Origin of the sequence: Roseateles puraquae (assembly GCF_002205845.1) — a bacterium.
Taxonomy (GTDB): Bacteria; Pseudomonadota; Gammaproteobacteria; order Burkholderiales; family Burkholderiaceae_C; genus Pelomonas; species Pelomonas puraquae.
Window position 1 is genome coordinate 137,360 of the sequence record NZ_NISI01000011.1, and the last position, 12,796, is coordinate 150,155.

Genomic DNA, 12,796 nt, shown 5'->3' on the forward strand with positions numbered 1-12,796 from the left:
TTGACCATGGCTGGCATCTCACCCGCTTCTTCCCTCGGCCAAGGCCTGCGCGCGATGGCGGCCGGTCAACTCGACGCCGCCCGCTCGCTGCTCGAGCAGGCGCTGCGCGAGCAACCCGCGGCACCGCAACCTCCCGCCGCCCTGGGGCAGCTCGCTGCCCAGCGCCAGCAGTGGGCCGAGGCGGAGGCCTGGTTCCTGCGCTCGCTGCAGTTGCAGGCCAACCAGCCGCGCGTCTGGCTGGCGCGCGGCCAGATGCTGGAGATGCTGCAGCAGCCCGCCGCGGCCGCCGAGGCTTTCGACCAGGCGGCCCGCCATGCGCCGGAACTGGCCGCTGCCCACTACCAGCATGCCCGCCTGCGGCGCGACCTGGGCGAGCGGGAGCGTGCCCTGCATGCCGCCCAGCAGGCCGCCCGGCTGGCGCCGCAGGATGCCAACACCTTGCAACTGCTGGCCATGCTGCAGGAGGAGTGCAGCCAGCTGCCCGAGGCCCTGGCCACGCTCGATGCAGCCCTGCTGCTGGCCCCTGACCGTGCAGCCTTGCATCACAACCGTGGCGTCGTGCTGTACCGCCTGGGCCGGCATGCCCAGGCCCTGGCATCGCACCAGCGCGCCCACGGCCTGGGCCTGGACGTGGCGGAGGCGCACTACAACCTGGGCAACACGCTGCAGGCGCTGGGCCGGGCTGACGAAGCCCTCGCCGCCTACCGGCGCGCGCTGGTGCTGCAGCCGTTGCATGCCTTGAGCCTGTACGACTTGGCCAAGCTGCGCTGGGCGTTGGGGCATGGCGACTTCACGGCCGAGCTCGAAGCGGCTGAGCGCGCCGCCCCGCAGTCCGACGTGCCGCCCAGCTTGCTCGGGTTGCTGCTGCTGCGGGCCGAGCGCGCCGAAGCCGCGGCGTCCGCCTACCGCCGCGCGGCGGCGCTGGCGCCCACCAATGCAGCCTACGCCGATGGCCTCGGCCAGTCGCTGAGCCTGCTGGGCCAGCACGACGCGGCCTGTGCCGCGCACCGCCAGGCGGTGGCCCTGGCGCCCGACAACGCGGCCGTGCTCAGCAACGCGGCCCGCAGCCTCTACGCGGCGGGTCATGCCGCCGAAGGCCTGACCCTGGCGGAGCGCGCCTGCGCCGCGGCGCCGGCCGACCAGCACGCCATCGCCCTGCTCGGCACCGGCTGGCGGTTGACGGGCGACCCTCGTGCAGCGTGGCTGAACGACCTGGACCGCTGCGTGGCCGTGCTCGACATCTCGCCGCCGCCCGGCTGGCCTGACATCCACAGCTTCAACGCCGCGCTTGCCGAGGAATTGACCCGCCTGCACACCGACGCCGAAGCGCCCATCGACCAGACCCTGCGCCACGGCACGCAGACGCGCGGCAACCTCTTCGACCTCGACCTGCCGCTGGTGCAGGCGCTCAAGCACCAGATCGCCCAGGCCATCACCACCTGGCTGGCCACGCGGTCAGCGGAGCCCGGGCACCCCTTCTTCGGCCGCCTGCCGCAGCCCGCCGGCGCCTGGCACTTCACCGACAGCTGGAGCTCGCGCCTGCGCAGCGCGGGCTTTCATACCAACCACATCCACGGCCACGGCTGGCTGAGCAGCTGCTACTACGTCGCCACGCCGCCCAGCGCCCTGCGCGAGGGCAGCCGCGATGGCTGGATCAAGTTCGGCGAGCCCGACCTCCCCGCGCCCTTGCGCGAGCGCCTGCCGCCCGGGCGCATGGAAGCACCGCAGCCGGGGCGGTTGGCGCTGTTCCCGTCCTACCTGTGGCATGGCACCACGCCCTTCCAGGACGACGCCTTCCGCCTCACGGTGGCCTTTGACGTGGTGCCGGACTGAGACCGGCCGCCGCGGTTACTCCACGCGGCGCACGCGCGGCGACGTGTTCAGGCCTTCGAAGTCCAGGTAGTAGGAGCCGAGCGCGCCGCGCTTCACGCTGACCTTGCGCGGCCCTTCGGGCAGTTCGACCGACGTGCCGTCCGTCACCTGCCAGACCTGGCCATTGGCCAGCCGGATGCGCGAATTGGGCCCCCAGCCGCTGAAGCGGGGGCCGACGGTGCTGTTGACCGCATCGACCGCATCCGGCCGCCGCGTCTCAGGCAGGCCGAACGTGGCCTCGGCCGTGCGTGATGGCGCGGGGGCAGTGGCCGCAGCCGGCGTGGCCAGCGCTGCCGGCGCCGCAGCCGCCGCCGGTGCGGCTGCCGCAGCAGGGGGCGCTGCCGGGGCGGCTGCAACCGGCGGCCTCGCGGGCGCCGCAGCCGCGGCACGGGCCGCGTCGGCCAGGGCGTCGTAGCAGGCCAGCCGGGCCGCGCCATCGCTCATCGCGCGGCAGCGTTGCAGGCCGTCCTGGGCCAGGACGGGCAGGCTGGCCAGGGCCAGCGAGAGGAGGGTCAGTGTGCGCATGGGGGGGAGGCTAGCAGGGGCCGGGCGTTGTCGTCGGTCCGGCGTTGAATGAGGCTGCGCGCCGTCGCAGTGGGATGCAAACCCGGAGCGTTGCACGCATACATCAATGCCCTCCTCGGGGTTTGCCTTGATCGAGCAGGCACACGGCGCCATGGCGCGGCCATGTCAGCGAGACGCGCAAGCTTGCAGAAATCCTTCAGCAGCAAGGAGTTAGGTTGATCAGCGCCTGCAAACAGCGCGTTAACCCGGCCGGCGCGCTCGGAAACGCCGCCGACCAGCGCGAGGGCTTTCCCCCTCGGAGGTGACAGAAGTAACCCATGAAACTCGTCACGGCAAAGCCGAACGCGCCTACGAGGCGCGGGTGCTCTTGTTCTCCATCCAACACCGAAAGGACCCTCCGATGTCATATTCATCGCGCTTGTTCCCGCGACGCAGTTGCGCACTGTCGTCCACCGCGCTGGCAGTCGGCCTGCTGATGTTCTCCGCCGCCCAGGCCCAGCAGACCAGCGGCTCCCTGAACGCGCTGGCCGGCAAGGGTGACAAGGTCACCATCGTCAGCAAGGCCATCGGTATCACCCGTGAGCAGGTGGCCGACAAGGACGGTGCTGTCTCCTTCAGCCAGCTGCCCGCAGGTGACTATGTCGTCACCATCAAGCGCGCAGACGGTTCGACCGTGACCCGCAACGTCAGCGTGCAGCCGGGCCAGAGCGCCAATGTGAATGTGCAGCAGCTGGAGCAGGTCGTCGTGACCGGCCTGGCCACCAAGACCATCGACGTCAAGTCGGCCGAGTCGGTGCAGATCCTGTCCAAGTCTGAAATCGACCGCATCCCGGTGGCTCGCAACACCACCGCCATCGCGATGCTCGCCCCGGGCGCCACGCTGGGCGACGGCCGAATCGGCTCCACCAGTTCGCGCGCGGGCAATGTGCCCTCGCTGGGCGGCGCATCCCCGGCCGAGAACGCTTACTACATCAACGGCTTCAACGTCACCAACATCGTGAACGGTGTGGCGTTCAACTCGGTGCCCTTCGAAGGCGTGGGCTCGCAGCAGGTCAAGACCGGCGGCTATGGTGCGGAGTTCGGCCGTTCGCTGGGCGGCGTCATTTCGGTGACCACCAAGCGCGGCACCGATGAATGGCACGGTGGCGCCAACGTGACCTGGGAGCCTGATTCCCTGCGCGGCTCAGCCGTCTTTTCCAAGAAGGACGATCCGACCAGCACCAATCCCAACGACTGGTACCTGGCCAAGGGCCCGGGCTACAACGAGACCTTGCGCACCAATCTGTGGGCGGGTGGCCCGCTGATTGCCGACACGCTCTACGCGTTCGCCCTGGTGCAGGCCGGTGGCCAGAAGATCCGTTCCTACGGCACCAGCCAGCAGTCGGAGACCAAGAACGACACGCCCCAGTACCTGCTGAAGCTGGACTGGAACATCAACAAGAACAACACGCTCGAGTTCACTTCGTTCAGCGACAAGTCGACCGACAAGATCCAGAACTGGAAGCAGGTCACGGCCAACGGTACGGCCAAGGGCGACTCGCTCGGTACCGACGAGTACACGACCGGCGGTGATACCAACATCCTGAAGTGGACCGGCTGGCTGACCGATGACCTGACCCTCTCGGCCCTGTACGGCGTGGGCAAGTACAAGCGCACCTCCGTCGTCGAATCGGCCGGCTGCCCCTACGTGCAAGACCGCCGCACCGCCCCGACGAAGATCCTCGGCTGCGCCACCACCATTCCCATCAGCGACCCCAACGCCAACGACAAGCGCACGGCCTACCGCGTGGATGCCGAGTACTCGATCAACGCCCAGCACACCCTGCGCGCCGGTCTGGACTCCGAGGTCTACGACACGGTCGACGGCTCGGTCTACCCTGGCCCCGAGCGCAAGCTCTACCAGATCCGTCGCCTGGGCGCGGGTTCCCGCCTGTCCAACGGCTACGTCAACGGTGCCACGCCGATCGACTACGTGCAGGTGCGCGAGTACTTCAACGGCGGTACCTTCAAGACCGAAAACGCCGCCTGGTACGTCGAGGACAACTGGCAGGTGACCAAGAACCTGCTGGTCAACATCGGCCTGCGCAATGAGTCGTTCACCAACAAGAATGCGGATGGCATTCCGTTCGTGAAGGTCAAGAACACCTACGCACCTCGTCTGGCGGCTGCCTGGGACGTGATGGGCAATGCCGACCTGAAGGTCTACTCCAACGTCGGCCGTTACTACATCCCGGTGTATGCCAACACCAACGTGCGCCTGTCGGGCCAGCAGCTCGACAAGACCAACTTCTACGCCTACACCGGCACCAACAGCAACGACAAGTTCCAGGTGCCGGGCCTTGGTACCAAGCTGGGCGGCGAGGTCGTGAACTCGCCGGGTGCAGCGCCCGATCCGCGCACCATCGTCGACCCCAACCTGAAGCCGATGTACCAGGACGAGTTCATCGCCGGCTTCCAGAAGGCGCTGGCGGACCGCTGGTCGGTGGGCGTCAAGTACACGCACCGCGTGCTGAAGAGCTCGATGGACGACATCTGCTTCGGCGCTGGCGCGGCCGCCTGGGCGGCCAAGAACGGCTACACCGCCGACCAGGCCGCTGCGATCGGCGACACCGTCGACCACTGCTTCCTCGGCAATCCCGGCCGCGACCTGACGGCCAACGTCGACCTCAATGGCGACGGCAAGCTGGTGGCGGTCACCATCCCCAACTCGGCGCTGCTGTTCCCCGAGAAGCCCAAGCGTACCTATGACGCTCTCGAGTTCACCTTCGAGCGCGCCTGGGACAAGAAGTGGAGCTTCCAAGGCTCCTACGTGCTGGCCTTCAGCAAGGGCAACACCGAGGGCTATGTGAAGTCCGACATCGGCCAGGATGACGCCGGTATCAGCCAGGACTGGGACTACCCCGGCCTGATGGAAGGTGCCAACGGCTATCTGCCCAACGACCGTCGCCACACCTTCAAATTCTGGGGCAGCTATGCCGCCACGGATGAAGTGCGCGTGGGTGCCAACGTGATGATCCAGAGCGGCCGTCCCAAGAACTGCCTGGGCTACTACGCCGGTACGCTGGACGATGTGTCCATCGCTTACGGCTCGTCGTCGTTCTACTGCGGCGGCAAGCTGGTGCCGCGTGGCAGCGTTGGTCGCCTGAAGTGGTTCAAGGAAGTCAACCTGCAAGCCACCTACACGCCGAACTGGCTCAAGGGTGCGACGCTGTCGGTCGACCTGCTGAACGTCTTCAACACCCGCACTGTGCGCGCCATCAACGAAGCCGGCGAAGAAGCCCTGGGCACGCCGTCGCCGAGCTACGGTCAGCCCGGTGCGTCCAGCATCCAGGCGCCGCGCCGCGTGCGCTTCCTGGCGCAGTACGAGTTCTGAGTCCAGCTGTAGCCTTGCCCGCCGCTTGTCGGTGGGCGAGGCCAGGCAGCAAGGCCCGCTCATCGAGCGGGCCTTTTTCATGCACGACTTGTTGGGACTCACCGCGCAGCGAACGGGATGTCACGCCTGTGGTGTCGCATCGCTCGGACGTCGAGCGGCCTGGCAATGTCGTTGATAGTGTTCAGGGGTTGATCCCGCAACAACAACACGCGCCCGCCATGCCACTCTGGACATTCCTCGTCGACTACGACGGCGGCAACTACACCGGCCAAGGTGCCGGCGATACGTTTTCACAGGCCTGCGATGCGTGGGCCGCTCAGCTGCGCCAAGACAAGCCCCTGCAGCGCAGAACGGCGGCTTTCGTGAAGGCCTTGCTCAAGGCGGCGCCCGATCCGGTGGCGTTGAACGGCCTGCAGAACGTCTGGTGCTTCACAGGCCTGTTCGCGGATGAGCTCTTCATCGTGAACGTGGTGCTGACGGTTGAAACCATCAGCGAAATCGACGGGCTGCCGCGGGCGAGCGCGACCTGACCGCTTGGGGCGCGCGGTCGGCGCGTTCAGGCGCGGCGCCGGGCACACCCCTGAGCCGCGTTCAACGTGCCCGCCACCTCACGGCTGGCTGGCCTTCACCTTCAACCGCCACGCATGCAGCAGCGGCTCGGTGTAGCCGCTGGGCTGCGCCTCGCCCTTGAAGACGAGGTCCAGCGCCGCCTGCATGGCCGCGCCCTGCGGGTTGGCCGCGAGGGGCCGGTAAGCCGCGTCGCCCGCGTTCTGGGCGTCCACCACCTTGGCCATGCGCGTGAAGGTCTCGCGCACCTGTTCGGGCGTCACCACGCCGTGGCGCAGCCAGTTGGCGATGTGCTGGCTGCTGATGCGCAGCGTGGCGCGGTCTTCCATCAGGCCGATGCCGTTGATGTCGGGCACCTTGGAGCAGCCCACGCCCTGGTCGATCCAGCGCACCACATAGCCGAGGATGCCCTGCACGTTGTTGTCCAGCTCCTGCTGGCGCTGCTCGGGCGTCCAGTTCGCCTCGGGCGCGACCGGGATGGTCAGCAGCGCGTGGAGCAGGCCCTCGCGCTCGGCGGCGAGGTCGACCTTCTCCAGGTCCTGCTGCACCGCCGCCACGCTGACCTGGTGGTAGTGCAGCGCATGCAGCGTGGCGGCGGTGGGCGAGGGCACCCAGGCGGTGTTGGCGCCGGCCTTGGGGTGGCCGATCTTCTGCTTCAGCATCTCGGCCATCAGGTCGGGCATGGCCCACATGCCCTTGCCGATCTGGGCGCGGCCGCGCAGGCCGCAGGCCAGGCCGGTGAGCACGTTGCTGCGCTCGTAGGCCTGGATCCAGCTCGACGTCTTCATGTCGCCCTTGCGCAGCATGGGGCCGGCGCGCATGGCGGTGTGCATCTCGTCGCCGGTGCGGTCCAGGAAGCCGGTGTTGATGAAGGCCACGCGGCTGGCGGCGGCGGCGATGCAGGCCTGCAGGTTGACGGAGGTGCGACGCTCCTCGTCCATGATGCCGAGCTTGACGGTGCTGTCCGGCAGGCCCAGCAGCTGCTCCACGCGTGTGAACAGCTCGGCGGCGAAGGCCACTTCGGCCGGGCCGTGCATCTTGGGCTTCACGATGTAGACCGAGCCGGTGCGCGAATTGCCCCGGCGCTTCAGGTCGTGCATCGCGATGGTCGTCGTGACGACTGCATCCATGATGCCCTCGGGGATCTCGCTGCCGTCGTCCAGCAGGATGGCCGGGTTGGTCATCAGGTGGCCGACATTGCGCACGAACATCAGCGAGCGGCCATGCAGCGTGACCGTGCCGCCGTTCGGGGCGGTGTAGACGCGATCAGCGTTCAGGCGACGGGTGAAGGTCTTGCCGCCTTTGGCGACCTCTTCGGTGAGCGTGCCGAGCTGGATGCCGAGCCAGTTGCGGTAGGCCAGCAGCTTGTCTTCGGCGTCCACCGCGGCGACCGAGTCTTCCAGGTCGAGGATGGTGGACAGGGCGGCTTCCAGCACCACGTCGGCCACGCCGGCGGCGTCGGTCTTGCCGATGGGCGTGCTGCGGTCGATGCGGATGTCCAGGTGCAGGCCGTGGTGCACGAGCAGCACGCTGCTCGGCGCGGCGGCCTCGCCCTGGTAGCCGGCGAAGGCGGTGGGGTCCTGCAGGCCGGTGGTGGCACCGGAGGCCAGCGTCACCGCGAGTTGGCCGCCCTCCACGCGGTAGCCGGTCGCGTCGGCATGTGAGCCGCTGGCCAGCGGTGCGGCCTGGTCCAGCACCTGGCGGGCGAAGGCAATGACCTTGGCGCCGCGCACCGGGTTGTAGCCACCCTCACGGGTGGCGCCGTCGGTCTCGGGGATGGCATCGGTGCCGTACAGGGCGTCGTACAGCGAGCCCCAGCGGGCGTTGGCCGCGTTCAGCGCATAGCGCGCATTCAGGATGGGCACCACGAGCTGCGGGCCGGCCTGGATGGCGAGTTCGGCGTCCACGTTCGCGGTTGTGGCCTTGACCTGTGCGGGCGCGTCGACGAGGTAGCCGATGCGCTTGAGGAAGTCCTGGTAGGCCGGCATGTCGGTGATCGGGCCGGGGTGGGCCTCGTGCCAGGCGTCGAGCTCGGCCTGCAGGCGGTCACGCTCGGCGAGCAGCGCGCGGTTCTTGGGCGCCAGTTCATGCGCCAGTGCGCTGAAGCCGGCCCAGAAGGCGTCCGGCGCCACGCCGGTGCCGGGCAGCACTTCGGTGTCGATGAAGCGGGCCAGGTCGGCATCGACCTGCAGGCGGTGAAGGGAGGTGCGAGGCATGGTGGAGCTCCTGCGAGAGGCAACGACGAATGGTGCCAATCTAGCCGGCTTGCGTGGGCCGATTCGCTGTGGGGCTTGCAAGGAATCTGTGACCAAAACGCAAAGATGAGCCTTGAAAACGCTTCCTTTGCGCTTCCCTCCCAGCACAATCGGCGGCATGGACAAGCTCAAGCAGATGGAGTCCTTCGTGCTGGTGGCGGCCAAAGGCAGCCTCACCGCTGCCGCGCAGGCTGAAGGCGTGGCCCCGGCCGTGATGGGCCGGCGGCTGGATGCGCTGGAGGCGCGCCTGGGCGTGAAGCTGCTGCTGCGCACCACGCGGCGGCTCACGCTGACGGCCGAGGGGCAGTCGTTTCTGGAGGACTGCCAGCGGCTGATCGCCTCGGTGGCCGATGCCGAGGCGGCGGTCAGCGCCGGCGGCCTGAAGGCCAGCGGCCATCTGCGCGTGACTGCGCCGGCCGGCTTCGGCCGCCGCCACGTGGCACCGCTGGTGCCCGGTTTCCTGGCCGCGCATGCCGACCTGAGCCTGTCGCTCAACCTCAGCGACCGTGTGGTCGACATCGTGCACGAGGGCTTCGACTGCGCGGTGCGCGTGGGCGACCTGCCTGACTCCAGCCTGGTGAGCACCCGGCTGGCCGACAACCGGCGGCTGTGCGTGGCCGCGCCGGCTTACCTCAAGCGCGCCGGCATCCCGCGCCACCCTGACGACCTCGCCCGCCACGCCTGCCTGACGCTCAGCTCCGAAGCCAGCCAGACGCGTGGCTGGGCTTTCCAGATCGACGGCGCCGTGCAACACCTGCGCCCCACCGGGCGTTTGGACTGCAGCGACGGCCAGGTGCTGCACGACTGGTGCGTGGCCGGCCTGGGCCTGGCCTGGCGCAGCACCTGGGAGGTGGAGGCCGACCTGGCCGCCGGCCGGCTGGTCAGCGTGCTGGACGACTTCGCGGCGCCGCCCAACGGCATCTACGCGATCTTTCCGCAGTCACGCCACCTGCCGCTGCGCACGCGGCTGTGGGTGGAGCATCTGCGGGCGCATTACGGGCGGGCAGCGTACTGGCAGGCTTGATCCCTCGGCCCCTGCGAGACGGTGCACAAAGCACCGCCCGCCTGGCGTCGCTCAATCGCCGAAGAGGACCTTGCTCTTCTTGCTGACCCAGCCCTCGAAGCTGCCCGAGTAGGCTTCCTCGATGCGGTTGCGCTTGACCTTGAAGGTCGGGGTGATGAAGCCGTTGTCCACCGTCCAGGGGGTCTTGATCAGCACCAGTGCATCCAGCTGCTCGTGCGGGTCCAGGCGGGCGTTGACGTCGTCCAGGTGCTTGGAGAGCTCGGCCATCAGCGCGGTGCGCTCGGCCTCGCTGCTGGCGCGCTGCAGGCCCTGGGGTGACAGCATCGCGATGCCCAGCGGCTGGCCCATGTTGGCGCCGGCCACGCAGCAGGCCTCCACGTTGGGGTTCATGCCCAGGCGGTCTTCGATGGGCGCGGGTGCCACGTACTTGCCCTTGCTCGTCTTGAACAGGTCCTTCACGCGGCCGGTGATGCGCACGCAGCCGTCCTTGTCCTGGCTGGCCTTGTCGCCGGTCTTGAGCCAGCCGTCTTCGGTGAAGCTGTCGCGGGTCTGCTCGGGCGCCTTGTAGTAGCCCAGCATCACGGCCGGGCTGCGCATCTGCAGCTCGCCCGTGGTGGCGTCGATGCGCACCTGCACGCCTTCGTAGGCCGGGCCCACGGTGCCGCGCTGGTTCTTGCCGGGCAGGGTCAGGTGCGACAGCGCCAGGTTCTCGGTCATGCCGTAGCCCTCGTTGATGTGCAGGCCCAGGGCCGCATACCACTCCAGCAGTGCCACGGGCATGGGCGCCGCACCGCCGGCGGCGAACTTGCATTCGTTCAGGCCCAGGGCCTTGAGCACCTTCTTGCGCACCAGGCCGCCGATGATCGGCAGGCGCAGCAGCTTGTTGAGCTTTTGCTGCGGCATCTTGGCCTGCACGCCCTGCTGGAACTTGACCCACAGGCGCGGCACCGAGAAGAACACGGTGGGCAGTGCGCGCTGCAGGTCAGCCGCGAAGGTGTCCAGCGACTCGGCGAAGAAGATCTTGATGCCGCGCGCCAGCCAGCCGTGCTCCACCAGCGTGCGCTCCACGACGTGGGCCAGCGGCAGGTAGGACAGCATGCGGTCGGAGCCGCTCATCGGGATGCGCTTGAGGCCCGCGTCCACTGCCCAGGCGAAGGCGCCGAAGGTGTGCATCACGCCCTTGGGCAGGCCGGTGGTGCCGGAGGTGTAGATGAGGGTGCAGAGCTCGTCGGCGCCGCGCACCGGCGAGTCCTTCAGGGGCTGGGTGCGGGCGCAGATGGCGTCCCAGCCTTCGTAGGTCTTCTTGGCGTCGTCGGGCGACAGCGCGTAGCTCGCGCCGGGCAGGCCCGCCGGCACGCCGGGCTTCATGCCTTCCCAGCCGTCGAGCTTGCCGATGAAGATGAAGCGCGACTCGCTGTGCTCCAGGATCTGCGTGATGGTCTCGGGTGCCAGCGTCGGGTACAGCGGCACGCTGACATAACCCGCCATCCAGATGGCCAGGTCCGTCATCAGCCACCAGGCGCAGTTCTTGGAGAGGATGGCCACCTTGGCATCCGCCGGCCAGCCCTCCGCCTGGCCCTTGGCCTTCAGGAAGGCCGCCATGCGGCGCACCTGGTCACCCACCTGGGCCCAGGTGAAGTCCTGCACGGCAGCGCCGCCCATGGGTTGGGTCAACGTGACCTGGTTGCCGGCCGTGCGCTCCCAGTGATACAGGCGTTGCAGGGCGAGATGGTCGGCGGCGATGGTGGCCATGAACAGCGTCTCCTCAAGGTTCATTTTTCGGATCCCGAAAGTTAACCGGGTTAAACACCCAGTTCCTACGGGAAAACACCTTGCATCGTGACCTGCTGCCCAGGAGGCCTAGAGGCAGGGCTCTAGAAGCCCTGTCTTGGCATGGGGTCAAGACGCCGTGGCCGGTCGAGGGTTGCGGGCGGCGCCCGACGGCTGCAGCAGCAGGTAGAGCAACGGCCCGAAAGAGCCGGCCGCCAGCGTGAGCAGCGCAAAGGGCCACCAGGTGCGGCCGCTGCGCTGCGCGTCCTGCCACAGGAAGCCCAGCGCGATGCACGACATCAGCACCAGGTCCAGCAGCACCTGCCACGCGCCGAGGCTGGCCATGCCCGCCTGCCAGATCCCGAGGTAGCCGACCTGCCACATCACGTAGGTCGAGAAGGCGCCGAACGCGGCGAGGGTGAGGAAGAGAACGGTTCGCATGACAAGTCTCCAGTGGGTTGAACAGGCCTTCATGCTCGGCAGCGGCGCGCGTGGCCGCAATGACGTCGGAGGTCATCGCCGCCGTGGCGGCCGCAGCCCAGAATGCGCCGCATGACTGCCACCCTCGCCACCCTGCGCCGGGCCCGCCGCCTCAGCCAGCTGGAGCTGTCGCTGCGCGCCGGGGTTTCGCAACGCCACCTGAGCTGCATCGAGACCGGCCGCGCCCGCGCCGGCCGCGAAACCCTCGTCGCGCTGCTGGACGCGATGGGCGCCACCCTGACCGAGCGCAATCAGGCGCTGCTGGCCGCCGGCTACGCGCCCGCCCACGCCGAGCGCGCGCTGGACGCACCCGAGATGGCGCCGGTGCGCCGCGCGCTGGAGCAGCTGCTGCAGGCCAGCGGTGCCGCCACGCCAGCCCTCGTGCTCGATGGCGAGTACAACGTCGTCATGGCGAACGCGGGCCTGTCGCGGCTGCTCGGTCTGCTGGGCCTGCCGCCGCAGATGCTGCAGGGGCCGATGAACCTGCTGCGCGCCGTCTTCGCGCCGGGCGGCCTCAGGACCTTGTGCGTGGACGAGGCCTGGCTATGCAACGAGATGTGGGCGCGGGCGGTGCGCGAGTCCGAGCATCTGCCGCGGCTGCGCGCGCTGCTCGATGAGCTGCGCCCAGGTCTGCAACCTTGGTTTGCGGCCGAGCCGGCGGGCCAGCTGCCCGTGCTGGCCTTTCGCCTGCGTGCCGCGGACGGCCGGGTGCTGAGCTTCTTCTCCGCGCTGACCAGCTTCGGGACGCCGCTGGACATCACGCTGGCGTCCCTCAAGGTGGAGCACCTGTTCCCGACCGATGACCTGACGCGGCAGGCCCTGCTGGCGGCCGAGAGCGACTGACGCGATGCGCCTGGCGTGGTGTCGGATTTCTTGACAATGTCAGGCGACCGACCCGACCCCGTTGCGCCCGTTGAGCGGCCTTTCCCC

At 68.8% G+C, this 12,796-nt stretch carries 9 protein-coding genes; 5 read left to right on the forward strand and 4 right to left on the reverse strand.

Translation table 11 applies throughout. The features are described 5' to 3' along the window. Positions 1 to 6: 6 nt before the first annotated feature. A complete protein-coding gene (locus CDO81_RS22125; protein ID WP_158218384.1) occupies positions 7 to 1,833 on the forward strand; it encodes a tetratricopeptide repeat protein in 1,827 nt (608 codons plus the stop codon). 15 nt (positions 1,834 to 1,848) lie between these two features. Here CDO81_RS22125 and CDO81_RS28440 read toward each other — a convergent pair whose 3' ends face one another. Continuing rightward, the gene (locus CDO81_RS28440; protein ID WP_088485413.1) at positions 1,849 to 2,397 is read right to left on the reverse strand and encodes a hypothetical protein; all 549 of its coding nucleotides are present in this window, start codon (positions 2,395 to 2,397) and stop codon (positions 1,849 to 1,851) included. Between the two features lie 400 nt (positions 2,398 to 2,797). Here CDO81_RS28440 and CDO81_RS22135 point away from each other — a divergent pair, with 400 nt between their 5' ends. Further along, positions 2,798 to 5,770, forward strand: a complete 2,973-nt coding sequence (locus CDO81_RS22135) for a TonB-dependent receptor (protein WP_088485414.1) — start codon at positions 2,798 to 2,800, stop codon at positions 5,768 to 5,770. Positions 5,771 to 5,901: 131 nt separating this feature from the next. Beyond that, the gene (locus CDO81_RS22140) at positions 5,902 to 6,300 is read left to right on the forward strand and encodes a hypothetical protein (protein WP_158218385.1); all 399 of its coding nucleotides are present in this window, start codon (positions 5,902 to 5,904) and stop codon (positions 6,298 to 6,300) included. 78 nt (positions 6,301 to 6,378) lie between these two features. Here CDO81_RS22140 and CDO81_RS22145 read toward each other — a convergent pair whose 3' ends face one another. Beyond that, positions 6,379 to 8,553: a malate synthase G gene (locus CDO81_RS22145; protein ID WP_088485416.1), complete on the reverse strand. Its 2,175-nt coding sequence runs from the start codon at positions 8,551 to 8,553 to the stop codon at positions 6,379 to 6,381. A 157-nt stretch (positions 8,554 to 8,710) separates the two neighbouring features. Here CDO81_RS22145 and CDO81_RS22150 point away from each other — a divergent pair, with 157 nt between their 5' ends. Continuing rightward, a complete protein-coding gene (locus CDO81_RS22150) occupies positions 8,711 to 9,616 on the forward strand; it encodes a LysR family transcriptional regulator (RefSeq protein WP_088485417.1) in 906 nt (301 codons plus the stop codon). Positions 9,617 to 9,667: 51 nt separating this feature from the next. Here the strand turns inward: CDO81_RS22150 and CDO81_RS22155 are convergent, their stop codons facing one another. Both CDO81_RS22155 and CDO81_RS22160 read right to left on the reverse strand, forming a co-directional pair. Beyond that, complete coding sequence (locus CDO81_RS22155; protein WP_088485462.1) at positions 9,668 to 11,368, reverse strand: AMP-binding protein; 1,701 nt, start codon at positions 11,366 to 11,368, stop codon at positions 9,668 to 9,670. A gap of 147 nt (positions 11,369 to 11,515) precedes the next feature. Next, positions 11,516 to 11,827: a DUF2834 domain-containing protein gene (locus CDO81_RS22160; protein WP_088485418.1), complete on the reverse strand. Its 312-nt coding sequence runs from the start codon at positions 11,825 to 11,827 to the stop codon at positions 11,516 to 11,518. Positions 11,828 to 11,938: 111 nt separating this feature from the next. Between CDO81_RS22160 and CDO81_RS22165 the strand changes: the two genes are divergently transcribed. After that, entirely contained in the window at positions 11,939 to 12,709 is a 771-nt protein-coding gene (locus CDO81_RS22165) for a helix-turn-helix domain-containing protein (RefSeq protein WP_158218386.1), read from the forward strand. Positions 12,710 to 12,796: the final 87 nt, after the last annotated feature.

What these genes read in the sequence shown, in the direction of transcription:
- CDO81_RS22165 (WP_158218386.1), top strand. Translation starts at nt 11,939, where the DNA reads ATGACTGCCACCCTCGCCACCCTGCGCCGGGCCCGCCGCCTCAGCCAG.
- CDO81_RS22160 (WP_088485418.1), bottom strand. Translation starts at nt 11,827, where the DNA reads ATGCGAACCGTTCTCTTCCTCACCCTCGCCGCGTTCGGCGCCTTCTCG.
- CDO81_RS28440 (WP_088485413.1), bottom strand. Translation starts at nt 2,397, where the DNA reads ATGCGCACACTGACCCTCCTCTCGCTGGCCCTGGCCAGCCTGCCCGTC.
- CDO81_RS22145 (WP_088485416.1), bottom strand. Translation starts at nt 8,553, where the DNA reads ATGCCTCGCACCTCCCTTCACCGCCTGCAGGTCGATGCCGACCTGGCC.
- CDO81_RS22135 (WP_088485414.1), top strand. Translation starts at nt 2,798, where the DNA reads ATGTCATATTCATCGCGCTTGTTCCCGCGACGCAGTTGCGCACTGTCG.
- CDO81_RS22155 (WP_088485462.1), bottom strand. Translation starts at nt 11,368, where the DNA reads ATGGCCACCATCGCCGCCGACCATCTCGCCCTGCAACGCCTGTATCAC.
- CDO81_RS22125 (WP_158218384.1), top strand. Translation starts at nt 7, where the DNA reads ATGGCTGGCATCTCACCCGCTTCTTCCCTCGGCCAAGGCCTGCGCGCG.
- CDO81_RS22150 (WP_088485417.1), top strand. Translation starts at nt 8,711, where the DNA reads ATGGACAAGCTCAAGCAGATGGAGTCCTTCGTGCTGGTGGCGGCCAAA.